General features: G+C 45.4%; 27 protein-coding genes. 6 read left to right on the top strand and 21 right to left on the bottom strand.

The features are described 5' to 3' along the window. Window positions 1-2 precede the first annotated feature (2 nt). Together ACQXR1_RS00540 and spsA are read right to left on the bottom strand one after the other, a co-directional pair. Entirely contained in the window at window positions 3-1,427 is a 1,425-nt protein-coding gene (locus tag ACQXR1_RS00540; protein ID WP_430771550.1) for a CDP-glycerol glycerophosphotransferase family protein, read from the bottom strand. Window positions 1,428-1,431: 4 nt separating this feature from the next. Further along, window positions 1,432-2,202: a spore coat dTDP-glycosyltransferase SpsA gene (spsA, locus tag ACQXR1_RS00535; RefSeq protein WP_069150540.1), complete on the bottom strand. Its 771-nt coding sequence runs from the start codon at window positions 2,200-2,202 to the stop codon at window positions 1,432-1,434. A 319-nt stretch (window positions 2,203-2,521) separates the two neighbouring features. Between spsA and gerQ the strand changes: the two genes are divergently transcribed. Next, window positions 2,522-3,058 (top strand): spore coat protein GerQ, encoded by a 537-nt coding sequence (gerQ, locus tag ACQXR1_RS00530; protein ID WP_014665822.1) that lies wholly within the window; start codon window positions 2,522-2,524, stop codon window positions 3,056-3,058. Between the two features lie 43 nt (window positions 3,059-3,101). Here the strand turns inward: gerQ and ACQXR1_RS00525 are convergent, their stop codons facing one another. The 3 genes from ACQXR1_RS00525 to ACQXR1_RS00515 form a co-directional block, all read right to left on the bottom strand. Further along, on the bottom strand, window positions 3,102-3,473 hold the full coding sequence (locus ACQXR1_RS00525; RefSeq protein ID WP_014665823.1) for a DUF423 domain-containing protein: 372 nt from the start codon (window positions 3,471-3,473) through the stop codon (window positions 3,102-3,104). Window positions 3,474-3,534: 61 nt separating this feature from the next. Further along, complete coding sequence (locus tag ACQXR1_RS00520; RefSeq protein WP_095431121.1) at window positions 3,535-4,857, bottom strand: purine/pyrimidine permease; 1,323 nt, start codon at window positions 4,855-4,857, stop codon at window positions 3,535-3,537. A 19-nt stretch (window positions 4,858-4,876) separates the two neighbouring features. Beyond that, the gene (locus ACQXR1_RS00515; RefSeq protein WP_014665825.1) at window positions 4,877-5,194 is read right to left on the bottom strand and encodes a YwdI family protein; all 318 of its coding nucleotides are present in this window, start codon (window positions 5,192-5,194) and stop codon (window positions 4,877-4,879) included. A gap of 166 nt (window positions 5,195-5,360) precedes the next feature. Between ACQXR1_RS00515 and ACQXR1_RS00510 the strand changes: the two genes are divergently transcribed. Next, entirely contained in the window at window positions 5,361-6,731 is a 1,371-nt protein-coding gene (locus ACQXR1_RS00510; RefSeq protein ID WP_430771549.1) for an aldehyde dehydrogenase, read from the top strand. A gap of 24 nt (window positions 6,732-6,755) precedes the next feature. Here ACQXR1_RS00510 and ACQXR1_RS00505 read toward each other — a convergent pair whose 3' ends face one another. The 5 genes from ACQXR1_RS00505 to ACQXR1_RS00485 all read right to left on the bottom strand — a co-directional run bounded on the left by ACQXR1_RS00505 (window position 6,756) and on the right by ACQXR1_RS00485 (window position 9,890). After that, entirely contained in the window at window positions 6,756-7,433 is a 678-nt protein-coding gene (locus tag ACQXR1_RS00505) for a uracil-DNA glycosylase (RefSeq protein WP_040081472.1), read from the bottom strand. Window positions 7,434-7,446: 13 nt separating this feature from the next. Further along, entirely contained in the window at window positions 7,447-8,253 is an 807-nt protein-coding gene (locus ACQXR1_RS00500; RefSeq protein WP_047183375.1) for a glycosyltransferase family 2 protein, read from the bottom strand. 89 nt (window positions 8,254-8,342) lie between these two features. Further along, window positions 8,343-8,876 (bottom strand): hypothetical protein, encoded by a 534-nt coding sequence (locus tag ACQXR1_RS00495; RefSeq protein ID WP_168781544.1) that lies wholly within the window; start codon window positions 8,874-8,876, stop codon window positions 8,343-8,345. A gap of 47 nt (window positions 8,877-8,923) precedes the next feature. Then, the gene (locus ACQXR1_RS00490) at window positions 8,924-9,559 is read right to left on the bottom strand and encodes a permease prefix domain 1-containing protein (protein WP_430771548.1); all 636 of its coding nucleotides are present in this window, start codon (window positions 9,557-9,559) and stop codon (window positions 8,924-8,926) included. After that, the gene (locus ACQXR1_RS00485) at window positions 9,552-9,890 is read right to left on the bottom strand and encodes a PadR family transcriptional regulator (protein ID WP_003227432.1); all 339 of its coding nucleotides are present in this window, start codon (window positions 9,888-9,890) and stop codon (window positions 9,552-9,554) included. The genes ACQXR1_RS00490 and ACQXR1_RS00485 overlap by 8 nt, the downstream gene beginning before the upstream one ends. A 143-nt stretch (window positions 9,891-10,033) precedes the next feature. Between ACQXR1_RS00485 and ACQXR1_RS00480 the strand changes: the two genes are divergently transcribed. Continuing rightward, a complete protein-coding gene (locus ACQXR1_RS00480) occupies window positions 10,034-10,849 on the top strand; it encodes a bifunctional hydroxymethylpyrimidine kinase/phosphomethylpyrimidine kinase (RefSeq protein WP_103749234.1) in 816 nt (271 codons plus the stop codon). An 88-nt stretch (window positions 10,850-10,937) separates the two neighbouring features. On the opposite strand, the gene ACQXR1_RS00475 is transcribed toward ACQXR1_RS00480, so the two are convergent. The 3 genes from ACQXR1_RS00475 to scrA all read right to left on the bottom strand — a co-directional run bounded on the left by ACQXR1_RS00475 (window position 10,938) and on the right by scrA (window position 14,101). Next, window positions 10,938-11,186 (bottom strand): hypothetical protein, encoded by a 249-nt coding sequence (locus tag ACQXR1_RS00475; protein WP_430771547.1) that lies wholly within the window; start codon window positions 11,184-11,186, stop codon window positions 10,938-10,940. Window positions 11,187-11,279: 93 nt separating this feature from the next. Further along, window positions 11,280-12,719 (bottom strand): sucrose-6-phosphate hydrolase, encoded by a 1,440-nt coding sequence (sacA, locus tag ACQXR1_RS00470; RefSeq protein ID WP_430771546.1) that lies wholly within the window; start codon window positions 12,717-12,719, stop codon window positions 11,280-11,282. Beyond that, complete coding sequence (gene scrA, locus ACQXR1_RS00465) at window positions 12,716-14,101, bottom strand: PTS system sucrose transporter subunit IIBC (RefSeq protein ID WP_069838465.1); 1,386 nt, start codon at window positions 14,099-14,101, stop codon at window positions 12,716-12,718. The genes sacA and scrA overlap by 4 nt, the downstream gene beginning before the upstream one ends. Before the next feature lie 300 nt (window positions 14,102-14,401). On the opposite strand from scrA, the gene ACQXR1_RS00460 reads away from it, so the two are divergent. After that, a complete protein-coding gene (locus tag ACQXR1_RS00460) occupies window positions 14,402-15,172 on the top strand; it encodes a formate/nitrite transporter family protein (protein WP_069838464.1) in 771 nt (256 codons plus the stop codon). A gap of 39 nt (window positions 15,173-15,211) precedes the next feature. Here ACQXR1_RS00460 and sacT read toward each other — a convergent pair whose 3' ends face one another. After that, window positions 15,212-16,042, bottom strand: coding sequence for a sac operon transcriptional antiterminator SacT (sacT, locus tag ACQXR1_RS00455; protein WP_243571645.1), 831 nt, complete (start codon window positions 16,040-16,042; stop codon window positions 15,212-15,214). A 39-nt stretch (window positions 16,043-16,081) separates the two neighbouring features. Further along, entirely contained in the window at window positions 16,082-16,384 is a 303-nt protein-coding gene (locus tag ACQXR1_RS00450) for a hypothetical protein (protein ID WP_003222155.1), read from the bottom strand. A 529-nt stretch (window positions 16,385-16,913) separates the two neighbouring features. On the opposite strand from ACQXR1_RS00450, the gene vpr reads away from it, so the two are divergent. Then, window positions 16,914-19,334 carry a serine protease Vpr gene (vpr, locus tag ACQXR1_RS00445; RefSeq protein WP_243571646.1) on the top strand — a complete coding sequence of 807 codons (2,421 nt, stop codon included), beginning with the start codon at window positions 16,914-16,916 and terminating at the stop codon, window positions 19,332-19,334. A 36-nt stretch (window positions 19,335-19,370) separates the two neighbouring features. Here the strand turns inward: vpr and ACQXR1_RS00440 are convergent, their stop codons facing one another. The 4 genes from ACQXR1_RS00440 to ACQXR1_RS00425 all read right to left on the bottom strand — a co-directional run bounded on the left by ACQXR1_RS00440 (window position 19,371) and on the right by ACQXR1_RS00425 (window position 23,941). Next, window positions 19,371-20,372: an LLM class flavin-dependent oxidoreductase gene (locus ACQXR1_RS00440; protein WP_430771545.1), complete on the bottom strand. Its 1,002-nt coding sequence runs from the start codon at window positions 20,370-20,372 to the stop codon at window positions 19,371-19,373. A 174-nt stretch (window positions 20,373-20,546) separates the two neighbouring features. Then, window positions 20,547-21,296 (bottom strand): oxygen-insensitive NADPH nitroreductase, encoded by a 750-nt coding sequence (gene nfsA, locus ACQXR1_RS00435; protein WP_430771544.1) that lies wholly within the window; start codon window positions 21,294-21,296, stop codon window positions 20,547-20,549. A gap of 106 nt (window positions 21,297-21,402) precedes the next feature. Further along, window positions 21,403-22,587, bottom strand: coding sequence for an FtsW/RodA/SpoVE family cell cycle protein (locus tag ACQXR1_RS00430; RefSeq protein WP_014665841.1), 1,185 nt, complete (start codon window positions 22,585-22,587; stop codon window positions 21,403-21,405). 208 nt (window positions 22,588-22,795) lie between these two features. Beyond that, entirely contained in the window at window positions 22,796-23,941 is a 1,146-nt protein-coding gene (locus ACQXR1_RS00425) for a GNAT family N-acetyltransferase (protein ID WP_430771543.1), read from the bottom strand. Window positions 23,942-24,168: 227 nt separating this feature from the next. On the opposite strand from ACQXR1_RS00425, the gene ywcE reads away from it, so the two are divergent. Then, window positions 24,169-24,432, top strand: a complete 264-nt coding sequence (gene ywcE / locus ACQXR1_RS00420; protein WP_003227411.1) for a spore morphogenesis/germination protein YwcE — start codon at window positions 24,169-24,171, stop codon at window positions 24,430-24,432. Between the two features lie 41 nt (window positions 24,433-24,473). On the opposite strand, the gene qoxD is transcribed toward ywcE, so the two are convergent. Then, a complete protein-coding gene (gene qoxD, locus ACQXR1_RS00415) occupies window positions 24,474-24,848 on the bottom strand; it encodes a cytochrome aa3 quinol oxidase subunit IV (RefSeq protein ID WP_136653911.1) in 375 nt (124 codons plus the stop codon). A gap of 1 nt (window position 24,849) precedes the next feature. After that, window positions 24,850-25,464, bottom strand: a complete 615-nt coding sequence (gene qoxC / locus ACQXR1_RS00410) for a cytochrome aa3 quinol oxidase subunit III (protein ID WP_003227409.1) — start codon at window positions 25,462-25,464, stop codon at window positions 24,850-24,852. Between the last annotated feature and the right edge of the window lie 2 nt (window positions 25,465-25,466).

Here is a 25,466-nt window from a genome sequence, read left to right as displayed (position 1 = left end):
TTTTATTCAGTATCTTCCCGCCTATAATCAACCCCTGTTTTGGCTTTCAGTTCCGTAAATAAAGCGTTTGTTGATTCTGCCACCGGATAATTAGCCGCTATGAATGCCAGACGCGCCTCTTCCGCTTTTTGATGCACGACAGGGCTTCGAAGAACCTCAACCAAGGTGTGTGCCAGTTCATCCGGCTGGTCAAACATAAAATCGCCAAGAGATTCATAGTACGGATACGAACGATTTCCGGATGATTTGCCGATCAGCACAGGCTTTTGAAACAGCATGGCTTCGAGACCGACTGTTGAGGTCTGCGTCACTGCGGCATCAGCATACGGCAGCAAGTCATAAAGGTCCAGCTCCTTTTTGATGACTCTGCATGCTTGATGTTTTTTCGCCGCTGCATGATACAGGTCAAGCTTGTTTTTCCCAATTTCCCACGGGTGGGGTTTGATGATGATTTGCAGCTGCTTCTGATCAGAAAGCCCTTCCAGCACACCGGAATAAAAATCTTCTGAAAAGGGCTGAGTGGCAATGAGCACAATTTTTTTAGACGGATGAAAAGCAAGTTTTCGATAGAATATGGACATATCCATTGGTGTTCTGTTAAAAATCTGATCGAAGCGGGGATGTCCCGTTACTAGAATCTGCTCGGGTTTACAGCCTTTTCGTAAGAACCACTCTGCTTCATACGCACCGAAAACTGCTTGATAGGTTGTAAAAACAGGAATGAAGGCTTCATCTCCCATCAACGCGCCATGCTGAAGACAAATGCTGACGGCCCCTTTCCTTTGACACATGAGAGCAAGCACCCTGCTGTAAATATCTTCTGCCGTACCGACAATAACAGCTGAAATCTTTTCCTGTTCAAACAGCGCATCAACTGTATCAATGGCCTCTATAAATAAAGGAATGTCTTTGAAAAGCCGGTCACGAAACGCTTGATCACCAAATGCCGGGTGGTCATCATAAGGGGCGAGAATCGAACAGGCTGTTTCGAGATAAGGCTTCGAATCGCCTTTTTGGCATGATTCCGCAATCTCCCGCTTGCTAATCACAGGCAGATCACAATAATGCGGCAAACTCCATCTGGCCAGAACAGCGGTTTTTTCAGGATCAAATTGATAGTAATTTTCGTTTGAAAAACGCAGGTAATCAAAGTGCAAAATGACTTTCCCTTTAACAGGTTCGTCATTTGTTTTAACGATGTTTTGGATTCTTTCTTCAAAAAACGGCTGAATCTGCCCCTCATCAATATGCTGATCCACCGGTCCGAATAACTCCGGTTCTTCTTCCATCATCACCCTCAGCTCAGGGCTGATGTATTGATAAAAATTACTGATAAGCCCAAGCGGAATCCCTTTGTAGCGAAGTTTGTCAAAAAGCTCGACATACTTCCGGTACAGCACCCAATAATTGCTTAAATAGGCCGACAAGCTCTCACCCCATTCCAAGCTTCTTTAATGATTCACGCAGCTCTCGGCAATTTCGCTGCGGAGGCAGGTTCCTGACAAATTCATTTTTTTCTGATTCAAACAGCTGAAAGTGAATCGATTGGTCGGTAATATAATTCAGGTCCAGCTCCTCATCCAGCGGGTAAAACGGATAAAAATGATTGACTCTCCAAAAGAACCGGGCATCTCCTATACGGTAAAACGCCGGGCTTTCATCCCAATAGGAGCCAAACTTCTCCTTCACCTTCTCAAGCACCGAATATCTGTGCATCACCGAGCAATGATCGATGGCGCACGGCGCGTTCCATGTCACTTGAGCGGCAGGCCTGACCGTTTCTTTTACAATGTCGCGATGCTCGTTTAAATGATAGGTTTTGGAGGCTGAGTAAATCACAGCCTTTTCAGGATGGGCATCGAGCTCTTGCACCATTTTCAGGAGCCGGTCCGGCATATAGATGTTGTCATCCGTCGCATAGGTGATATATTCACCCTCCGCCATCTCAATTGCCTGATTGATCAGTGCCGCGTACCTTGTTTTTTCTGTTCTTTCCTTTACTCCAGATACATCGCTTTGATAAAAACGCACTCGGTTATCATTCAAAAAAGGACGGATTACATTCAGCGTCTCTTCATTGGAGTTGTCATCCATAATAAACAATTCAAAATCTGAAAACGTTTGTGAGAGTATGCTAGAAATGGACTTTGCCACATAATCGCTTTTGTTATAGCTCGTCATAATGACTGATACTTTCGGCAAATCCTACACCTCCTTCTTGGAACTTCACACCTGAAACTATCGTTATCTTATGTCGCTTACGCTCAAGTTGCGCTAGGGATACAAACCAATATGCGAAAAGTTTGTGTATGTCTATGAAAAACAGCGGCTGCCCAGAGTGAAATCTGATCCGTCCGCTGTTCTTTTTCAGCATATTCCAAGCATCAGCCTCATAAGGTGAAAGAGATAAAAATCGCACCAGCGACTAAGATCGTTTTCCATCGGAGGTGAGTCATCGCGGAGCGTTCACCTATACATCCAGAACATGTTTTGAATGGCTTTCATAAAAAGGAGGAACGATATGAAACCGAAAAAAAATCAATACCAGCAAATGCAGGGATTTGATAATATGCAGGGGTATCAGCCTCAGTTTGGCGCCAACCCTTACCCGCAGCAAGGCCAAGGGTCACAAATGCAGACGATGGGGATGCAGCCAATGATGCCAATGCAGCAGGGACAGCAAGGACAGCAGGGGTTTGGATTTCCGGGCCAGCAGCAGGGCGGCGGGTTTCAAATTCCTTCGGGGCCTACACCATCAGCACCGGGCCAAAGCGTTCCCGGCATGCTGCCTGTTGAGGAATCTTATATCGAAAATATTTTGCGCCTGAATCGGGGAAAAACAGCCACCATTTATATGACATTTGAAAACAGCAAGGAATGGGGCTCGAAGATCTTTCGCGGCGTCATCGAAGCAGCGGGCCGGGATCACATCATTATCAGCGACCCGAAATCAGGAACACGCTATCTGCTCCTGACAATCTACCTCGATTACATTACATTTGATGAAGAAATTGCTTATACGTATCCATATTCCATGGCGTCCTATTCGCCAAGATAAGAAAAAAGCCAATCACTCATATGATGAGGATTGGCTTTTTTGTTTAGAGATATTTGACGGCTGCGACAACAACCATAATCCAAGAAATAATAAACGCCACACCGCCGAGCGGAGTGATCGCGCCAAGAATGGAGATTTGCGTCACACTTAGAATATATAGGCTTCCGGAGAACAGCACGATTCCCGCAAACATCAGCCATCCGGCTGTCGTGACACTGCCTATGCCGGATAATTTATCAGCCAGAAACGCGACAACGAAAAGCCCCAGAGCGTGATACATATGATACTGCACGCCTGTGTGCCAAACCTGAAGATATTTATCAGGTATTTTCCCTTCTAATCCGTGAGCGCCAAATGCTCCGAGCCCCACAGCAAGCAGGGCGTTAATGGCCCCTAATATGATAAAAACTTTCATCTATCTCTCCCGCCTTTTCGTTAAACTCATATCATTTATCTTATCGCACCTGCACCAAAATTCAATGTTTGTTCTCCGTTGACACGAGATTGTCGGATTTTCTCCTGCGCCAAAGCTGGAACTGGTCAGCCCCTATTGCAGCAAGCGTCCCTAATACGAGCCCGTTGCTTAACAGAGAAATAAATACCGGATGCAATCCTTTTAACGCAGTTTCAGGAACAAACATGATACCGACCCCTGTCAGCAGTGAGATGCCGATGACAGACCGCACCCTTTTTAATTCTTCTTTCTCATATGAATCAAATTCGGCAAAGGCCAGACCGCCCATTGCGGAAAAAACAACAAAATTCACCGCGAATCCGACGGGTGACGGCAGGCTCGCAAACGTATTCATAAAAAACGGGATCACGCTGATCACGATAACCAGAATACTGCCGAGCATAAACGGTTTTTTAGAAGGCATTTTGGTTGTTTCAATAAAACCTGCCGCTCCCGAAATCGGAACCGGTGCAATGGCACCCGTCAAGCCGCTAAGCAAATGGCTGAATGAAGCGGCAAAACCGGCATGGCGTTCATGATGCTTTCCATCAGGCTGTTTGCTGAATTTTTTCACGGCGATGTCCACGACCTTCATGCTCGCCAGCATATTCACGATCAGCAAGATGGTAATAAATATAGAAGTAATGATCAGGCCGCTGTTAAATAACGGAGTCCCAAAAGGAAACAGGGATGGCAGCTGAAACATCCGGTCCGGCATTTCAATCGGCTTTGCCGCCCCGGCAGCCGCAAACAGCACCCATCCGCCAAACAAAGCTAATAAAATAGAATATTGCTTGAAAAACATGATATTCGAATTTGTCATCATAAAGGCGGCAGCGATTACAACAAGCGCCAAACCAAATACAAGACCGTCCACCCCGTCCTTTCGATAGCCGATCCCGAGAATTCCTTTTATAATCGGCTGACTCAGCTGCATCACAAGAAGCAATAAATAGACGCCCGTGACAACCGGAGTAAACAATTTTGCAAGCCGGTCAATGACCTTGAAAACACTTAACAAAAAGAAACATACAGCGCTTACAAGAAGAGCTCCCTGCAACCCCCGCAGTGTGTCTCCATATGTCGCAAACACAGTTCCCGTCAGCCCTGCGTAGATCGTATACACTCCCCACCACAAACCGGCGGGGCTTTCATTGATCGGCAGTCTGTGGCCTTTCAAACACTGGATGACGGCGGCAATTCCCAGTACAAAAAAAGTGCTTTGAATCAATCTCGCAGAATCCGAGTGATCCAGATGAAACGACTGGGCAACCGCCACCGGAACAACAATCGCCGCAGCAATGATAAACGCTGTCCATTGCAGCGCGCCAAGAACCAATTTCACGTAAGCTCAACCTCTCTCTTTAAAAATCAAATAAAGACTCTCCGTTTCCGTCCTCTTCCTGCTTCTCTTTTTCTTGCTTTCGATATTTGTTTAATCCCGCGCTCCCCATCATTTTTTCCATCATCAGCTGGTCTGTCGATGGCGGCGGGGCAGGACTTGGCGTAACGCTCGGCTGTATGCGGGGCGCGCTCGCGGTCTCCGGCTGATCAAGCACGACATCACACAGAGAACGGACAACCGCTACATAACGCTTCAGCTCCTCATCTCGTTCAGCCGTTTTTGCTTTTTTCAGCTCTTCTTCCATCTTTTGAATCAAAGCAGATATATGAATGTTCATGAAGCACCCTCCAAAAAATAAATGTTATCTTCCTGCATTTTATCAAATTCCTGCCGCGAACGCAGAAATGAGTTTGTTATTTTTTCTGACAAACCTTGCGCAATTGACAAGCAGAAGAAATTTTTCACATAATAAATCACCATACCTTACAAAAAGGAGAGACGGAATGAACAACATCCCCTCTATCGTCAGCAAGCATAAAACCTATTTTGCAGCGGGACATACGAGACCGCTTGAAACGAGACTGAACATTTTGCAGAAGCTGAAACAAGCCGTCAAAACTCATGAGGCCGATCTCATAGCCGCTCTCTACCAGGATCTCCACAAATCTGAGCAAGAAGCGTACTCAACAGAAATCGGAATCATCTTGGAGGAAATCAGCTTTGTCATGAAACGGCTGAAAAAATGGTCCAAGCCCAAACGAGTCAAAACGCCACTGACTCATCTAGGCTCCAAGAGCATCATCATCCCTGAGCCGTATGGAACCGTTTTGGTGATTGCGCCTTGGAACTATCCCTTGCAGCTGGCGCTTTCCCCGTTGATTGGAGCCATTGCGGCGGGGAACACGGTCGTTCTCAAACCGTCAGAATATACGCCGGCTGTTTCCGCTGCACTTTCGAAACTCATCAGCAGTGTTTTTCCGACTGATTATGTCGCTATGGCAGAAGGCGGGCCCGACGTCAGCACGGCATTATTACAGCAGCCCTTTGACTACATTTTCTTTACAGGCAGCGTAGCCGTGGGAAAAGTCGTCATGGAGGCCGCCGCCAAACAATTAATTCCCGTAACCTTGGAGCTCGGCGGAAAAAGCCCCTGCATCGTCCATAAGGATGCTGACATACGGCTTGCCGCAAAACGCATCGTCTTCGGGAAATTTACAAATGCGGGACAAACCTGCATCGCACCGGATTATTTATTTGTCCACGAAGACATCAAAACGAAGCTGGCGGAAGAAATGAAGCATGCAATCAGAGAATTTTACGGCCCTCAGCCTGAACGAAATCCGCAGTACGGGAAAATCGTCAGTGAACGGCACTATCAGCGGCTGCTCAGCTTTCTGAATGATGGCATCCCGCTCACAGGCGGACAATCTGATCCTGATCATCACAAAATTGCGCCGACCATTCTCGAACAAGTGAAGGATGACTCTCCAGTGATGCAAGAGGAGATTTTCGGGCCGATTCTTCCGCTCTTTACATACCGTGATATCGGGGAAGTCATTGAGAAAGTCCAATCGCGCCCAAAGCCGCTCGCCCTGTATCTCTTCACCACAAACAAAGAAACTGAGCGCGCTGTTTTAGAGAATCTGTCGTTTGGCGGAGGCTGTGTCAACGATACGTTAATGCATGTTGCGACGCCGTATTTGCCATTCGGCGGCGTCGGGGAAAGCGGCATCGGCAGCTATCACGGATTTGACAGCTTTAACACGTTTACGCACAAAAAAAGCATCGTCAAACAAACGAACCGCTTCGACTTCGCATTTCGTTATCCTTCCTCCAAAAACGGGCTGCGAATGATTCGAAAAATACTCAAATAAAAAAGCGCAGATCACCTGCGCTTTTTACAAATCCTTAATACACCAATCAATCGGTGCCTCTCCCATTTTCTCCAAATAGGCATTCGCCCGGGAAAACGGTCTGCTCCCGAAAAATCCGTTTCTTGCAGAAAACGGGCTGGGATGCGTTGATTCAATGATAAAATGCTTGGACGTGTCGATCCGTTCTTTTTTCATTTGAGCATGCCGTCCCCACAAAATAAAGATAACCGGCCGCTCTCTTTCATTCAGCACATCGATAATCCGGTCTGTCAGACGCTCCCAGCCTTTTCCCTTATGGGAATTCGCCTGTCCGCGCCTTACTGTCAGCACAGTATTCAGCAAAAGAACCCCTTGCTTTGCCCAGCTCACAAGCGATCCGTGATTTGGGATGCTGCATCCGATGTCCTGCTGCAGCTCAAGAAAAATATTTTTTAACGAAGGCGGCTGCTTTACACCCGGCTTTACAGAGAAGCTTAAGCCTTGAGCCTGTCCCGGCCCGTGATACGGATCTTGCCCCAGAATGACGACCTTGACATCATCATAGGACGTATAATGCAGCGCATTGAAAATGTCCCGGCTGTCCGGATAAATCGTTTGCTCCGCGTATTCCCGCTTCAGCATTTCTCTGAGCTCTTGATAATACGGTTTCTCAAACTCTTCCTTTAGCTGATCCCACCAGCTGTCTTGTAAAAGCTGTTTCAAGATTCAGGCCTCCTTACGAACGATGAAGTCTGGAATAAACAGGTTCGCCATCCCAAACCATTTCACTTTTTGCTTCCCGCCTTTTCATCTCAGGCTCTTCAAGCAGGACGGCAAAGTTTTTCGTCGGCAGCTCTCCGAGTCCGTGCTTTTCACTTAACCGATCCAAATATTGCTTCCGCTTGGCGCCAAGGTCCGCAGACTGATTGTCTCCCGCGTCACTGAAGGCATAAATCACACTGGCGCAAGGGACACGCTTCACCCGGTAATCCTTGGCCGCGCGTAAATAAAAATCCCAGTCCCAATAATTGTGCACATCAGCATCGAAATACCCGATTTCATCATGCAAGAAACGTCTGTACATGCTGCCCGACGGCACATATGTAGAGAACACTCTCATATCCTCATAGTCTGCGGTATAAGCAAACAGCTTCCGTGAAACAGGATATCTTGTTCCGTTTTTCTCTTCAAACGAGACAATTTCCGCATCAGAATGAACGAAATCTGCCGTTTCTATTTCCTTCGCCATTCTCTCCACATGCCCTGGCGTAAAGAAATCATCGTCATCACACAGCATAATGCAATCGCCAGACGCCTCTTTTACACCGGCATTTCTCGCAGCCACATGCCCCGAGTTCTTTTCTAAATTGATGACAGCAATCGGCAGCTCCGGATACAGTGCTTTCACTGGCACGACCGATTCCCCCGCATCATTTACGATAATAATTTCATACGGCTTCAAAGTCTGGCGGGAAATCGACTCCAAAAGCTCACACAAAGCCGGAATCCGATTATAGGTCACAATTACGATAGAAATCTTCATGATGCTCTCCTTCTCATTTTCATAGTCATGTACTATTAAAACATATATTGGACGGGAGATCAGTGGGAATATCCTACTGAAACGGCATACTACAATGATAGAAACAGCAAAGTGGCTCCGATCAGAAGCACCATGATCAGCATCAGATCTCCAAAGACATGAAAGATATCTTTCATGCGGACGCCATTCGGAAGGATAAGACGCCACAGCTTAGATTGATAGACCGGCAGCAGCACCAGTGCATAAGAAAGACACAAAAATGTAAAAGCCGGCGGCACAAAAGCACAGCCTGCATCGTCCCAATTCATCATGATGTCATTCATACTAGATCCATCCAATAAAAACAAAGATATCATGAGGGCTAGCAACACAAAGGACCCCAATTGAACCTCAAACAGGCGCATTTTCTGGTTATATGCAAATCGGACCGCCCAAAACCAGACATAAGCATATGAACATAGCAGCGTAAGAATGGCACCTGCTGTAAAGACGACATCAGGCAGCCGATCAAGCAGAAAAACAAAAGGCAAGCTGGCTGCCATAGCCAAGAGCATGCAGCCACCAGTAAACAAAAATACTGCCCCATGAGCTACAAAACCATATAAACAAGAGCTAATCCTCACGACATACACCTCCTTTACATAGAATTTCTATGTATATACCTAAAAAATCAGACAAGCTGACGCCTGCCAATATAACAGCCCATTCGGCCAAATAACGGAAATAACAGCGTTGCAAAAGCACAAGTTCCAACAAACCAAGGTGTCAACAAGGATTGAAACAGCGCAGCAGGAATTACATTGAATAGAAAAACAAGCATAAAAATGACGTTTGGCACCATTGAGATCAGAATCGTATGTAGAACAAGCTTTTCTCCGCGTTTTCCAAACTCCTTCACGCCTTGATACCCAATCAGCACCCAGTAGACCATATATGCAGCTAAGATCAGCCAAACAGAAACAGAAATGCCTTTCCATACTGCTTGAACAAACGGTGATTCAAGCCATACATGCATTATTGCAATCGCAATGCCGACAGCGAATAGGGCACTGTTACAGAAAAGATGGAACATCAAAAACGCACGGAACGTTACTGGCTGTATTTTCTTAAACGAAGAAACAATGTCAGTTGGTGTTCCAAACTCCTGCAATAAAGTCTGCATAGCTTCCTCCTCACTCTTTCCTTCCTGAAAAGAGCGAAACAGATGATGTTCAATATGGCTCTCAATCTCTTCTATCATCGCCTCACCCTCAGGAAGCCCTTTAAGCCCGCTTTTGATTTCGGATACATATGTTTCTTTATCCATTTTGTCCGCTCCACTTCAGTATTCGGTCCATCATGGCTGAAAATACGCTCCATTCCTTCGTGCGTTCCGCCAGCACTTCTTTGCCCTCGTCTGTAATCCGGTAATATTTGCGGTCCGGTCCTTTCTCCTGCTTCTCCCAGTAGGAAGAAATATACCCTTGGCGTTCAAGCTTGTGAAGAGAAGGATACAAGGTCCCTTCTTTCATCTGCAGTTCATTTCCGCTGCGGCTTCCCATTTCTTTTACAAGCTCATAGCCGTACATCGGCCGCTCGTTCAGAAGCGTCAATACCAATATAACCGTGCTTCCCTTAACCAGCTCACGATTTAACATCTCAAAACCCCTACCTAGTTTTCTTATGTAGCATTTTACGAAAGCCCGTTGAGATTGTCAAATGATTCCTATAGATCTTCTATATTGTGATACAGAGAAAATCTAACTATAATGAAAGACAAAACACGATGGAGGTTCAAGACATGTCTATGCACAAAGCACTCACCATTGCCGGCTCAGATTCCAGCGGCGGTGCTGGGATTCAAGCTGATTTAAAAACATTTCAAGAAAAAAACGTATACGGGATGACCGCCTTAACGGTGATCGTTGCGATGGACCCGAACAACAGCTGGGACCACCAGGTATTCCCGATCGATACTGATACAATCCGCGCCCAGCTTGCAACGATTACGGACGGCATCGGTGTGGACGCCATGAAAACAGGAATGCTGCCAACCGTTGACATTATCGAGCTTGCAGCAAAAACAATCAAAGAAAAACAATTAAAAAATGTGGTAATTGACCCGGTTATGGTTTGCAAAGGTGCTAATGAAGTCCTTTATCCAGAGCATGCCCAAGCCCTGCGTCAGCAGTTGGCTCCGCTAGCCACTGTCATTACGCCAAACTTGTTTGAAGCCAGCCAGCTCAGCGGCATGGATGAACTAAAAACAGTTGACGATATGATCGAAGCCGCGAAAAAAATTCATGCACTCGGCGCTCAATATGTCGTCATTACAGGCGGAGGCAAACTCAAGCACGAGAAAGCCGTTGATGTTCTCTATGACGGTGAAACAGCGGAAGTCCTTGAAAGCGAAATGATCGATACGCCTTATACACATGGCGCAGGCTGTACATTCTCAGCAGCCGTGACAGCGGAGCTTGCCAAAGGTGCGGAAGTCAAAGAAGCCATTTACGCAGCGAAAGAATTCATCACAGCTGCCATTAAAGAATCCTTCCCGTTAAACCAGTATGTCGGACCTACGAAGCATTCTGCCCTGCGCCTGAATCAACAATCATAAAAAAAGCGGCTGCCTTACTGAGAGGCAGCCGCTTTTAAATCACCGAAGACTTTTCACAGAAAAAACTGCCGATCCCTCGGCAGCCTGTTTATTTGATTTTTAAATTATTTGCAGATTTCCTCAAAAATGCTTCTATCGACTGAACAAAAAGTGCATATTCCTTCATTTGTTGATATGCCCGCGTGAGAATTTCCGCCGTTTCACTGTGCGGTGTTGTTCCGCCAAGCATTTTTTTCAGCTGAAGCAACACATCCTTATATTCTTCCCGCTTATCTTCAACTTGGTCCGCAGCCTTTTCCAAACATGCCGGTGTTATCTTCTGTTCATGTATATTCAAGAAAACAACTCCTTTTACAGAAAAAAATAGTAGGTTATCGTTGAAGAATAGCACAGATGGCTTAGATTTCACATAAGAAAATAGAAGGATTTTCTACACAAGGGTCCAAATTCTGACATTCATTTCAGATTTCCCGGTCGAACTGACTGTTACTTCATGATTTCCCGGGAAAGGAAAATATCTCGCACTAAAGACCTCTTCTCCGTTATTGATAAAGATTTCAACAGAGGATGCGTCGATAAACATGTGCACGGTATGCAAATCCTTGATGCGGCAATGTCTCGACTCTGTTCTTTTTCCGTCGAAGCTCGTCCGTTCCAGCGTAACAATCCCCTCGTCTTTATGGAAGGAAAACGAAGCCGTTCCGCGGATACTGATTGAAAAACCGGACTCCGTATGAATGTCTTCCAGCAAGATCTCAGCTCTTTCAGCGTTTTCCACTGGAAGTGTGCCAGATGATTCGTGCATGTGGATTTGTAATTTCTTCTCGTTTCTGCGCATGGCTTTCAGCTCAGGCAGCGGCTGCTGAATCAGCTTCTCGCCTGATAGCGTCAGCTGTCTCGGCAGCGTCATGCAGTGAATCCAGTGATAGTCAATCGTCGGATGAGATCCTTCATCCTGGTCAGGCACAGCCATCCATGCAAACAAAATTCGTCTGCCCTGATCATCTTCAAGTGTTTGCGGCGCGTAAAAATCAAAACCTTGATCAAGCTCCCTAAAATCACCATGCTTCAGTTCAGGCTTGTTATAATCGAGACGCCCGACAAAATAACCTGACTGGTACACGTTCTGATAAAGGAAACCGTCAGCCTCAAGCCCTTGAGGCGAGACAATCAGCACGTCGGATCCTTGAAGGGTAAACAAATCAGGGCATTCCCACATGTATCCAAAATCGTCCAGCCCGTTGAATCCCGTGCCAGTTATCGGGCCAAGAAATCGCCACTCCGTCAGGTTATCAGAAGCAAACAATACAGCCTGCCCCTTCAAATTTTCCGTTTGCGCACCAATCACCATATACCATGTACCTTCATGCTCCCATACCTTCGGGTCGCGAAAATGGGGGGTGTATCCTTCCGGAAGGCGGGTGACAACACCCTTTTTCTCAAAGGACAGCCCGTCGTCAGAAACAGCAAGGCATTGATACGTTTCCCGATTTCCCTCCTGGTCCCTGACATTTCCTGTGTAAAACAGATAGAGCTGATCATCTTTCGGAACAGCGCTGCCCGAGTAGCAGCCGTTTTTATCGAACCAATCACTCGGAGCGAGCGCAATGTCTTCCCGCTTCCAATTCACAACATCCTGTGCCGTATAATGCCCCCAAAATTTCGCGCCGTGCCCCGTCTGAAACGGCTGCCACTGAAAGAATACATGATAGGTGCCCTTCCAATAAATCACGCCATTCGGGTCATTCAGCAGCCCAACCGGCGGCATGATGTGAAAATGCTGGCGATGCGGATCGCTGTCAGCGATAGGCTCTTTTTTCTCCACCTCTTCATAAGCCCGGCGACGAAGCTCCTGATCATGTGCTGTCATTTTTTTCTCCCCTCATCCTCATTGATCTTCATGACAAATGCTGCAATGAACGCTGACACTGCCGCAATGGCCATCCCAATCAGATAGTTGATCAAGTTGCCCATGCCAAACGGCGCAGCAATGGCGATCATCGGAATACCCGTTAACCCATAAGCGTTTGCAGCAACATGAGTAAAGACGACATAAGCACCGCCCAATGCGCCTCCGATCATCGCGGCGATAAACGGTTTTCGATAGCGAAGGTTAACTCCGAATATTACGGGCTCAGTAATGCCGAGAAAAGCGGAAAATGCTGCCGGAAGCGCGATTTCTTTTGTCTTTGCTTTTTTGGCCATAAAGAAGACGGCAAGGCCGGCCCCACCCTGTGCGACATTCGCCATTGACCAGATCGGCAGCAAGTAGTTTTTTCCTATATCCGCAATTAGCCCCGCCTCAATCGCATGGAAGCTGTGATGAACACCTGTCAGCACGATGAGTGAATACGTGCCCCCGAAAATCAACCCTGCAACAAAACCGGCATGGTCATACACATAAGTTAAAGCAACCGTAATCCCGGAGCCAAGGGCTCTTCCCAGAGGGCCAATCGCGATAAAAGCAACAAACCCGGTGACAATTACAGTAACAAAAGGTGTAACAAGCAAATCTACCGCATGCGGAACCACTTTTCTTGTCCATTTCTCTACCTTGCTCATTACATAAACCGCCAGCAGAACAGGGATGACAGTTCCCTGATAGCCTAGAAGCGCGATATCCAATCCGAAAAGATGCATATAATCAGGTGTCGCTTCAGCCAAACCCCATGGATTCAAAAGGTTTGGATGAATCATGATTCCCCCAATGACCGCTCCCAAGTACGGGTTGCTGCCAAATTCTTTTGAAGCGCTTACTCCAATTAGAATCGGCAAGAAAATGAATGCTGCACTTGAAAACATATCAAGCAGCTGAAAAACCGCAGAATCCTTGCTCATCCAATGAAACGCATTGATCATACCCAGCAATCCCATTAATAGACCGCTGGCTACAATAGCCGGGATAATTGGGACAAAAATATTAGAAAGCGTTTTCGCAAATCTCGCAGCAGGATTCAGCTTTTCTTTTGCCGCATCCTGATGATTGACGTGTTCCTCACGCTCAATATCAGCTTCTTTAGAAAAAGCATCGAATACTTTATTCACAAGACCTGTTCCGAAAATGATCTGGTACTGGCCAGAGCTGCTGAAGGCCCCTTTGACACCATCAAGCTCTTCAACCTGTGCTTGATCTATCTTTGATTCATCTTTCATCACTAAACGCAGTCTTGTTGCACAATGAGCCGCGCTGATAATATTATCTTTCCCTCCGAGAAGCTCAATGAGGCGTTTTGCAGTCTCTTTGTAATCCATCTGTTTCTCCCCCTTTTATTTAAACAAAAAAGACCTAAAATTCGCCAACGAATAAAGGACACAGTGATCCTTTTTTCATTTCGCAAATTTTAGGTCTTGCCTGCTTTACCAGTCACAATCCCGCTTATTCAGATTGAGAATACGCTTTCATCATAAAACATGACAGCGTTTTCGTCAACTACTTTTTAGTTAAATAGTTTGATAAAACATGTAGACAAAAATTCGTAAAAAATATTTGTGAAATAGTTCACAATATCATGCTATACTATGCTCAATCATGATAGAAAGCAGGAAAAGACCATGGAAACTCAAGCATTGCAAAAGGTTGAACAGTACGCTTTGAAAAAACAACACATATTCGCTTCAAGCAAAATCCGTTATGTGCTACGGTCCATTTTGGCCAGTATGTTTATTGGTTTTGGCATTACAGCCGCAAGTAAAACCGGCAGTTATTTCTATATGGCTGATTCTCCATTTGCCTTTCCGGCAGCCGCTGTCACTTTCGGGGCCGCTATTGTGCTGATCGCTTACGGAGGCGGAGATTTATTTACCGGCAATACCTTTTACTTCACCTATACCGCGCTCCGAAAAAAACTCCGCTGGCGCGACACCCTGTACTTGTGGATATCAAGCTATGCCGGCAATTTAATCGGCGCCATTTTGTTTGCCATCCTGATCAGCGCGACAGGGCTTTTTGAGGAGTCTTCCGTACATTCCTTTTTGATTCATCTGGCAGAACACAAAATGGAGCCGCCGGCTTCCGAACTGTTTTTCAGAGGATTGCTGTGCAATTGGCTTGTGTGCCTCGCCTTTTTCATTCCAATGGCTCTCAAAGGGGAAGGCGCAAAGCTCTTTACCATGATGCTTTTCGTTTTCTGCTTCTTTATTTCCGGCTTTGAACACAGCATTGCCAATATGTGCACATTCGCCATCTCACTTTTGGTCGAGCACCCTGATACAGTGACACTGATGGGAGCAGTCCGAAACTTAATTCCCGTTACGCTCGGGAATCTGACCGCTGGAATGGTCATGATGGGCTGGATGTACTACACACTCAATCCTGATCAATAAAAAAAACTTCCAGAGATCACTCCCTGCAAGTCAAAGCGGTTATTCCGAGAGATCTTGAAGACGCTGGACATGCAGCGTGATATAGCCGGTCTCGGATTCCGGCAAATGTAATTGATATTCATTTTTCAAAAACTCCGCCAGCTCCAGCGCACATTGATAGGCAAATGAATACTTTTTTTGGATGAAATAAAGCATCTCCTCGTCCATATGATGGAGCGCTTCATTTGATTCCAACCGGCTGACCGCGTATCGCAAATGCGTGACAAGGCGTTGATAGGAAATGCTGTTTTCATCCACCTTTCGATTAAAGTATTGTTCTATTTTCTCTATCATTTCTTTGATCATGGTCGTATGCTTCAGCGCTGAATACATGCTCTCCGCATCCATCTTGGCCGTATGGATGTGAAGGGCAATATAACCCGCTTCATCTTCAGGCAGAGACACGCCTAATGTCTCTTTTACATGTCCGATCGCCCACAGGCCGATCTCGTATTCTTTTTTATAGAGCGCTTTTATCTCATGCAGCAATTTATTCTGCACAAGCAGCCCATTTTGAACCCTTTCGATCGCAAAGGATAAATGGTCAGAAAGCGCGATATGAATGTGGTCGCTCAGCGGCGCCGCGAGCTCCCCTTCCGCATAGCTGATGATATCCTCAGCTATCTCTATATGCTCCTCCGGCAGTGTTTGCAGGATTTGTTTGAATTTTTCATTCTCGTCGCGCACGACAAAGATTTTTTCCACTTTATTCATAGGGATGAGATCATTTTTCTTTTTTTGAAAAGCGATTCCAGGTCCCATCACGATTTTTTCCTGATCATCCTCTTTTATTAAAGCCGCATTGTTGTTTAATACTTTATAGATTTTCAAGAGGTTATCTCTCCCGCCAATTTGCTTTTGACTGGGATTTTACCTCCTTTTGACCGCCATGTAAAGATGCGGGCCCGCTCTCTCCTGCTTTGGCGATTCCTTGAAGGCTTGCAAACACCTTCTTTTATAAAGCGCGGCGGCTTTCGCTTTCTGTTTTTCTTCCTCATTCACAGCCATCCGCCATTCATAAAACGAAACAAGTCCCGCGGCTTGCACCGCCGCCTTTCTTTGGTATGTACGCTGAGCCGAGTAGACCGCGGCAGCCGCAGTTTTTCTGTCCGGCGTCACCCAGTTCATCAAAAAGACCATCCACACCCGTAAAGATACAAGCAAACGTTTCATAGAAAAACATCCCTCCGCTTCTTTTTGGCAGGCAGCCTTTTTTAGCAGCCCGTTTTCTCAGCCGCAGCCCGCAGGAAAAGACGGCCGATTTCTTTTCTCGCAAACTAGCAGCTCTAGCAAAACTCATGACTCTATGATAGACCGTTGAAAGAGAATTCTTTGTCACAATATGAGTGAAAAAACCAACTAGTTTTTAGAAGTTTTGTTGAAAGCTGAGAGAATTGAAATGAAAATTGGAGAACGGTTTGAAAACTTTATACACAAGTTATCCCAAAGATAAGAACAACTTAATCACAAGAGATATCCACATGTCCACAAACTCTATCTATATTTTGTATACGAACATTTATTCCCAACTATATATATACACAGGTTTATTCACTTATGCACAGGGTTCTGTGTATAACTCCTTCCTTATACACAAACAAAATCCAATAAATGGTCCAAATGACACAAGGATTTTTTTGAATTTTCAAGAAATATATACTAGATCTTTCACATTTTTTCTAAATACAAAGGGGGAAACACATTGAAAAAGGGGATCATTCGCTTTCTGCTTGTCAGTTTCGTCTTATTTTTTACGTTATCCACAGGTGTTACGGGCGTCAAGGCAGCACCGCCGTCTTCAAAAACGTCGGCTGACCTGGAAAAAGCCGAGGTATTCGGTGATATCGACATGACAACAAGCAAAAAAACAACCGTTATAGTGGAATTAAAAGAAAAATCCTTGGCAGAAGCGAAGGAAGCTGGAGAAAGCCAATCGAAAAGCAAGCTGAAAACCGCTCGCACAAAAGCAAAAAATAAAGTAATCAAAGCGGTGAAAAACGGAAAAGTAAACCGGGAATATGAGCAGGTATTCTCAGGCTTCTCTATGAAACTCCCAGCTAATGAGATTCCAAAACTTCTCGCGGTAAAAGACGTGAAGGCAGTATACCCGAACGTCACGTATAAAACAGACAATATGAAGGATAAAGACGTCACGATCTCTGAAGACGCCGTATCTCCGCAAATGGATGACAGTGCGCCTTATATCGGAGCAAACGATGCATGGGATTTAGGCTACACAGGAAAAGGCGTCAAGGTGGCGATTATTGATACTGGGGTTGAATACAATCACCCAGATCTGAAGAAAAACTTTGGACAATATAAAGGATACGATTTTGTGGACAATGATTACGATCCAAAGGAAACACCAACCGGCGATCCAAGGGGCGGTGCAACGGACCACGGCACACACGTAGCCGGAACTGTGGCTGCAAACGGAACGATTAAAGGTGTAGCGCCTGATGCCACACTTCTTGCTTATCGTGTGTTAGGCCCTGGCGGAAGCGGGACATCGGAAAACGTCATTGCTGGCGTGGAACGCGCTGTACAGGACGGAGCAGATGTGATGAACCTGTCTCTCGGAAACTCTTTAAACAACCCGGACTGGGCGACAAGCACAGCACTTGACTGGGCCATGTCAGAAGGGGTTGTCGCTGTTACATCAAACGGCAACAGCGGACCGAACGGCTGGACAGTCGGATCGCCTGGCACATCAAGAGAAGCGATTTCTGTCGGTGCGACTCAGCTGCCGCTCAATGAATACGCCGTCAAATTCGGCTCCTACTCTTCAGCAAAAGTGATGGGCTACAACAAGGAGGACGAAGTCAAAGCACTCAATAACAAAGAAGTTGAGCTCGTCGAAGCGGGAATCGGCGAAGCAAAGGACTTTGAAGGAAAAGACCTGACAGGCAAAGTCGCCGTTGTCAAACGAGGCAGCATTGCATTTGTGGATAAAGCGGATAACGCTAAAAAGGCCGGTGCCATTGGCATGGTTGTGTATAACAACTTCTCTGGAGAAATTGAAGCCAATGTGCCAGGCATGTCTGTCCCAACGATTAAGCTTTCATTAGAAGATGGCGAAAAACTCGTCAGCGCCCTGAAGGCTGGTGAGACAAAAACAACATTCAAATTGACGGTCTCAAAAGCGCTCGGTGAACAAGTGGCTGATTTCTCATCACGTGGCCCTGTTATGGATACGTGGATGATTAAGCCTGATATTTCCGCGCCAGGCGTCAATATCGTCAGCACGATCCCAACACACAATCCTGAGCATCCTTACGGCTACGGATCAAAACAAGGAACAAGCATGGCATCGCCTCATATCGCCGGAGCAGTTGCCGTCATTAAACAAGCCAAACCAAAATGGAGCGTTGAACAGATTAAAGCTGCCATCATGAATACCGCCGTCACTTTAAAGGATGGCGATGGGGAAGTATATCCGCATAATGCCCAAGGCGCGGGCAGCGCAAGAATTATGAACGCGATCAAAGCCGATTCGCTCGTCTCTCCTGGAGGCTATTCATACGGCACATTCTTGAAGGAAAACGGAAATGAAACGAAAAAAGAAACGTTTACGATTGAAAATCAATCTTCCATTAGAAAGTCATACACACTGGAATATTCATTTAACGACAGCGGCATCTCCACATCCGGGACAAGCCGTGTTGTGATTCCGGCACATCAAACCGGAAAAGCCACTGCAAAAGTAAAAGTCAATACGAAGAAAACAAAAGCAGGCACCTATGAAGGTACAGTTATCGTCAGAGAAGGCGGAAAAACGGTCGCTAAGGTACCTACACTGCTGATTGTGAAAGAGCCCGATTATCCGAGAGTCACATCTGTCTCCGTCAGTGAAGGGTCTGTACAAGGCACCTATCAAATTGAAACCTACCTTCCTGCGGGAGCGGAAGAGCTGGCGTTCCTCGTCTATGACAGCAATCTTGATTTCGCAGGCCAAGCAGGCATTTATAAAAATCAAGATAAAGGTTATCAGTACTTTGACTGGGACGGCACGATTAATGGCGGAACCAAGCTTCCGGCCGGAGAGTATTACTTGCTCGCCTATGCCGCGAACAAAGGCAAATCAAGCCAGGTTTTGACCGAAGAGCCTTTCACTGTTGAATAAGAAGAAGCCCTGCCGATTGGCAGGGCTTTTTAACGATCAGTCAGCTAACGCCTCCTGCAATAAACGATACGACCGGAGCTTATCTTCAAAATGATGTGTAATGGTCACCACCATGATTTCCTCTGTTTCATACGCTTTACTCAAAGCTAGCAGCCGCTCCTTAACCTGTTCTTTCGTACCCACAATCATTCGATTTCGATTATCAGTAATTCGTCTCTGTTCATAGGGAGAATACGAGTTTCCCCGAACAGCTTCATACGAAGGAACTCCCTCTAAAGGAATCCCCTGCTCTCCCGCCAAAAGCGTAAAATCGAGGACAGCCCCAAGCTCCTCTGCCTTCTCCTCTGTGTCAGCACAAAGAACAAAAACAGCAACTGCCGCTCGAGGCGTATCTCCTAACACAGACGGTTTGAATCGTCTCTTATACTGTCTGACAGTATCCTCTCCGCCTTCTCCATTGATAAAATGGGCAAACATATAGCCAGCGCCAGATTCCGCGGCGAGCAGCGCGCTTTCTCCAGAAGAGCCTAGCAGCCATACATCCGGAGCAGTTGAAATATGCGGCGCAGCCGTCAGATTCGGAAAACGGTGTTTGTCATCCGCCAAATCATGCAAATACATGGTCAGCTCCTTAATTTGCTGCGGATACTGATCAGCATTGCGCTTACCGCCGTCATTCAGCGCCCATGATGCAATCGGCATTCCCCCCGGTGCTCTGCCAAGCCCCAGGTCAATTCTTCCCGGTGTCAGCCCCTCCAGAACACGAAAGTTTTCAGCTACTTTATAAGCACTGTAATGCGGCAGCATAACTCCTCCAGATCCAACGCGGATTCGCTTTGTTTTCGCCGCTATATGACTGATGAGCACCTCAGGACTGGAGCCTGCCAGCCGTTTAGAAAAGTGATGCTCAGAAACCCAAAATCTCTTATATCCAAGGTCCTCAGCAGCTTGGGCAAGCGCAACGGTTTGCTGTAAGGCCATTTCTGCATTGCTGCCCTTTGATACTGGAGATTGATCTAATATACTTAATGAAACCATCCCTACCACCTCATCCTCATCGTATCACTGATCCCCTAATTTTTCTTCAAAGCCGCTCACACTGCTTATCAGTGTCTCTCATCATTCGCCGTTTATTTGTGAAAGCATGTCCCTATTTGTCGGAATATGTTACACGTGAAACATAAAAACCCCTCCTAGACGGAGAGGTTGGCTTTAGTTTTTATTAAAGCCCTTTTCTTTCACGTAGTCATTTAAATACGTACGCGGCTTCTGCTTCATAAAGTTCAGTATTTGATCGGACCACGTTTCTTCCCGTTGTCCGTTTGTTCTTTCTCTATAGTAATCAGAAATGGTTTTGTCATACGAATTCATAGTATGACGGAAATCGTCTGCGTTCACATTATACGCATTCTCATGATAAACGGCCTGCTTTGGCAGTCTCGGTTTTTTGCCGGATAGATTCGCTGGATGACCTACTGCCAGCCCGAATAGCGGGAGCACATGGTCAGGCGTTTGCAGCACCTCTGTCACCTTGTCCAACTCATTCCGAATGCCGCCGATATAACAAATGCCAAGCCCCATAGATTCAGCCGCAATGCTCATATTTTGCGCTGCCAGCGCCGCATCAATCAAGCTAACCATAAACATTTCCGTATTCTCGAGCAGCTCAGAAATATGTTCCCCTTTTTCCTCAGCCAGTTGTTGATGGCGGTACAAATCCGCACAAAATACAAAAAAGTGCCCGTTCTTCTCAACGTAAGGCTGATTCCCAGCAAGCACAGACAGCTCACGTTTTTTCTCAGGATCAGAAACCCCGATAATCGAATATGCCTGCACATAACTGGATGTAGACGCAGCCTGCGCACTTTTCACTAATGTATCAATTTCTTCAGCTGTCAAAAGCTGATCAGTAAAAGACCGGATTGACCGATGATTCAAAATGGTTTCGATTGTGTTATTCATCACAAGAACCTCCTTATCTCTTTTTATCATATCCGAAAAAAAGTATTCCCAAAAGTGAAATGCTCTGCACAAAAAAAAGACAGCCTCTGAAAAGGCTGTCTTCATCTTAAGAATTAAAGAGATAACTTCTGTATTTCGTCAGCTGCACACTCGCGTTATACACAATCCCGAAACCGATTAGCGTTGCAAGCGTCGAGCTTCCACCATAGCTGACAAACAGCAGCGGAATCCCGGTAACAGGCATAATGCCGATGTTCATTCCGATATTCTGGAATGTGTGGATAACAATTAACGCCGTATAGCCAACGCAAAAGAAGGAAGCAAAACGGTTAAACGGATGTATTTTATCTATCAGAACGACAAGCCTGTAGATTAAGAAGAAGAACATGATAACAACAATTGCACAGCCTATAAAGCCAAAGCTTTCACCCAAAATGGCGAAGATAAAGTCGGTCTGTCCTTCTGGTACATACACCTTCAAATTGTGAACGCCATTTCCGACAATGCCGCCTGAGCCGATAGCCATAACAGCCTGATCAACCTGCCAGCTGCTATTTGCATCTTCCTGAGTTGTTCCATTTGTATCAGAAACCCAGGATGTTACCCTCTTTATTTGATACTCTTGAATCCCAACTGATTTAGCAGCATCAGGAAAATTAATCATTACTAACAAGATAAGAGAAATAAGTAAGATACCAGAACCACCAATGATTGCGATCAGCTTCCAGTTTACTCCTGACATAAAGATCATGACAATCACAATAAACATACATATCCCGGCTGTACCAGCATCCTGAAGAAGGATAAGTCCGATCGGCACTACCGATACACCTGCAATCTTAAGCAAAAGATGCACATCATCTCTGAGCGTTCGGATTTTTTTAGGGCTTGCTTTTGAAATCACTGAGGCTACCATCATCATGAGCCCAATTTTCATAAATTCAGAGGGCTGTAACGTTACAGAACCAAACTGAAACCAGCTTTTTGCACCGTTTTTCACTGGTGCAATAGACTCAGGACTGACTCTCAATATCAAAAGAAGCAAAATCCCGAATAAAAATACATATAAACTCAATTTTTCAAGCTGCTCCAAATCGAAATACAGCAGTACCGAAATGGCAATAGCCCCCAAAGCATAATAAATAATTTGTTTCGTCCAGGCATTATCTCCATACTGCCCAAACTGACCGGCAGCATAAATCGCCAATACGCTTATAATAAAAAACACACCAAATATAAAAATCAAATCCCCCTGGTAAAAGGGACTTTGCTGTTTCTTATATCGACTCATTCTATCCCGCCTTACATTTTCATCGGAAAATCACTAATGTTTATTATACATGAACCACGTTCAAGATGACACGTGAAGCTCGCTTCCTTTTAAGTTTTTTCCGCACTTGTGGCGTTTTTCAGCTACACGACATATGACGTATGATAGACCGAAATGTTTCGATTGACACAAAACTTTTCAAATAAAAAAACCCCTTTTAAATAAGAGGTTAAAAGAAATCCATAAGAAATGGAGGTTTTAGTTGAAAGTCGTCATCAAGCCGTTTGATTTCAAATACCGGTCCTTTTATCATGCCTGCTTCAAAAAGGAAACGGGCACTTCTGGCGCCTAGGAAGAAAGCGGTTAAAGAAGATATGCTGCATTCTATTAGATGGTCAGATGACTCTTCTGAAATGATCTGCACCTGCTGCGAATCGACGCGGAAAGTCTGTTGATTCCACGGTGCCCATTGATCCGTTACCTTAAAGTCAAAGGGAGCTGTTACCCGAGATTTTGGATATTCCCGTAAAAAACCTTCAACGTCAACGATGCGCGCCATACTATAAGGATATATCTCTTGTTTGACCCGGGGTTCGGCAGTTAAAAAATCAAGATCTTCCTCCATCCGTACAGTCAGTTCCGCTTCATTTAGCATCGAATCATGCTGGCAAATAAAATTCCACAAGCCTCTCTGTGCCTCTCTGTTCAAATAAACAAATTCCTCAACCCGCATCGTTTTATTTTTGATGTCATACACAAGATATCCACAGGGCACCCCATCTTCAGAGATGTACATAGCTTTCATTCCATGGATCTTCTCTGTCCAATGCTCCTTTGAACGCTTCATCAGCCCATTATGCTTCGTTCTGTACTGATTATAGATGGCATTCACTGCATCTGTTTCATCCTTTTGAAGCCTCCTCACGTCCCCAGGGGCATCGCCTAGTTTTTGAAACTGTTCTTTAAGGTAAGTCAGGCGTTTTTGATAGAAACAGAGTTCCCAGCCAAATTTGCGGTAAAAGGAGATCAGGAACGGATGCAAAAAGCTGATGGTTTGGTTTCTTTTCTTCATAACCGTTAGAGCGTCTAGAATAAGTTCCTTTACTGTTCCTTTTCTTCTGTATTCAGGCCAGGTTGCTACCCCGGCAATACCTCCCATCTTCATCTCCTGCTCTTCCAGCATGACAGAAAAGGGAATGATGTGAAGCTTAGAAAGGAGTTTCTCTTGTTCTTTGATTCCGATGATGTAATGGTTCTCTAAAGCTTTTACTTTCTCTTCTCGTTCCTCAGCACTAAGTTCTTTCTGAAAAGCATATTCAGACATACTGATTACTTCCCGCCAGTCTTCTTTTTCAAGCTTTATTACCTGATACATCTACATTCCCCCTGTTCTAAAAGAAAGCTCCGTACAATCTCCTATCTTATAAAGCATAAAAATAAGACAATAGGTCTAACTCATTTTCACGAAAACGTGTATCAATTTCTGGAAAACATGGTATAATAATTGTAACAGAATGTTCACAAAACAACCACAAAACAGACACAACTCAGTTCCTCTATTTCATTTTTGTAAACGTTATCACAAAATGAAAGGAGACGGGTATGATGGACATGTTTTTCGCTTACTTATTGGTTGCCAGCGCAACGCCTCTCTTTATTTGGCTTGATAACAAAAAAGTCGCACTCTCAGCTATTCCGCCAATCATTTTAATGTGGGTATTCTTCTTCTTTTACGCAACAGAAAGCCTTTCTCCACTAGGACACACTCTCATGATTATCTTGTTTGCCGTCAACGTCATTGTCGCTCATATCGCCGCATTTATCATTTACGGTCTTCCGTATCTTCGCAGAAAGCGAAGCAGCTGAAGACAGCAAAAAACCCTCTTCTCACGAAGAGGGTTTTTGTATTATTCGTTGTGGCCTGAGTGCTCTGAGTGTTTAGCGCCTCCAGGAGGATTTCCGTCCATGTGGTCACCATGGTGATAGTGAGCCGCGAAAATCCAGATGGATCCAAGTACGATAACGATCGCGCCAAAGAATCCGAACAGCGTGTTTCCGACTTGGATCGTGCCGTTTTCGCTCTCTGTCATGTGCATGAACATGAGAAGCTGCAGCGCCGCCTGAATGAAGGCGAAACCGAAGATAATCCAAAGTTTTGCTGATGGGCTCAATTCAGTATATACTGCAACCCATAGAGCCAGCAGGGTCAAAACGATAGACAGTGCAAAACCTACAATGTGCTTCCATGGAAAGTGACTGTGTTCAGCAGATTTGTTTGCCATTTTACAGACCCCCCAATCCCATGAGATAGACACCTGTAAAGATGAAAATCCATACAACATCTAAGAAGTGCCAGTACAAGCTTGAGATAAAGATTTTAGATGAAGTTTGCGGAGTTAAGCCGCGTTTCTTCAACTGAATCAGAATTCCTGTGATCCAGAAAATACCGATTGTTACGTGAGTTCCGTGAGTTCCAAGTAAAACAAAGAATCCAGACCAGAACGCACTTGTACTGAGAGCCGCTCCTTCATGTACATAGTGAACAAACTCGTTAATCTCGCATCCGACAAAGCCGGCACCGAGAAGAAGAGTGATAATTGTCCAAATGACGACGCCTTTTAAACTTCCGCGGCGCATTTCATGAACAGCGATCCCGCAGGTAAAGCTGCTGATAAGCAGCAAGAACGTCATAATCATTACCAGATTGACTTCAAAAAGTTCGTCTGGCAAGACACCTCCAGCTGTTCTGTTTTTAAGAACGAAGAAGGTTGCAAATAGTGTTGAGAACAACACAATTTCTGCCCCTAAAAAGATCCAAAACCCGAGTATATTAAGTCTGCCGGTTTCAGATTGATATTCCATAGGCGCGTTAGAATTGCCGTGTTCTGCATGTTCCATAA

Source organism: Bacillus sp. ATD (assembly GCF_050585765.1).
Taxonomy (GTDB): Bacteria; Bacillota; Bacilli; order Bacillales; family Bacillaceae; genus Bacillus; species Bacillus stercoris.
This window is presented reverse-complemented; position numbering and strand designations above follow the sequence as displayed.

Coding starts and splice junctions, on each gene's coding strand:
- gerQ (WP_014665822.1), top strand. CDS start 2,522: ATGAAACCGAAAAAAAATCAATACCAGCAAATGCAGGGATTTGATAAT.
- ACQXR1_RS00525 (WP_014665823.1), bottom strand. CDS start 3,473: ATGAAAGTTTTTATCATATTAGGGGCCATTAACGCCCTGCTTGCTGTG.
- ACQXR1_RS00515 (WP_014665825.1), bottom strand. CDS start 5,194: ATGAACATTCATATATCTGCTTTGATTCAAAAGATGGAAGAAGAGCTG.
- ACQXR1_RS00510 (WP_430771549.1), top strand. CDS start 5,361: ATGAACAACATCCCCTCTATCGTCAGCAAGCATAAAACCTATTTTGCA.
- ACQXR1_RS00500 (WP_047183375.1), bottom strand. CDS start 8,253: ATGAAGATTTCTATCGTAATTGTGACCTATAATCGGATTCCGGCTTTG.
- ACQXR1_RS00490 (WP_430771548.1), bottom strand. CDS start 9,559: ATGGATAAAGAAACATATGTATCCGAAATCAAAAGCGGGCTTAAAGGG.
- ACQXR1_RS00485 (WP_003227432.1), bottom strand. CDS start 9,890: ATGTTAAATCGTGAGCTGGTTAAGGGAAGCACGGTTATATTGGTATTG.
- ACQXR1_RS00480 (WP_103749234.1), top strand. CDS start 10,034: ATGTCTATGCACAAAGCACTCACCATTGCCGGCTCAGATTCCAGCGGC.
- sacA (WP_430771546.1), bottom strand. CDS start 12,719: ATGACAGCACATGATCAGGAGCTTCGTCGCCGGGCTTATGAAGAGGTG.
- scrA (WP_069838465.1), bottom strand. CDS start 14,101: ATGGATTACAAAGAGACTGCAAAACGCCTCATTGAGCTTCTCGGAGGG.
- ACQXR1_RS00460 (WP_069838464.1), top strand. CDS start 14,402: ATGGAAACTCAAGCATTGCAAAAGGTTGAACAGTACGCTTTGAAAAAA.
- ACQXR1_RS00450 (WP_003222155.1), bottom strand. CDS start 16,384: ATGAAACGTTTGCTTGTATCTTTACGGGTGTGGATGGTCTTTTTGATG.
- ACQXR1_RS00440 (WP_430771545.1), bottom strand. CDS start 20,372: ATGGTTTCATTAAGTATATTAGATCAATCTCCAGTATCAAAGGGCAGC.
- nfsA (WP_430771544.1), bottom strand. CDS start 21,296: ATGAATAACACAATCGAAACCATTTTGAATCATCGGTCAATCCGGTCT.
- ACQXR1_RS00430 (WP_014665841.1), bottom strand. CDS start 22,587: ATGAGTCGATATAAGAAACAGCAAAGTCCCTTTTACCAGGGGGATTTG.
- ACQXR1_RS00425 (WP_430771543.1), bottom strand. CDS start 23,941: ATGTATCAGGTAATAAAGCTTGAAAAAGAAGACTGGCGGGAAGTAATC.
- ywcE (WP_003227411.1), top strand. CDS start 24,169: ATGATGGACATGTTTTTCGCTTACTTATTGGTTGCCAGCGCAACGCCT.
- qoxD (WP_136653911.1), bottom strand. CDS start 24,848: ATGGCAAACAAATCTGCTGAACACAGTCACTTTCCATGGAAGCACATT.
- qoxC (WP_003227409.1), bottom strand. CDS start 25,464: ATGGAACATGCAGAACACGGCAATTCTAACGCGCCTATGGAATATCAA.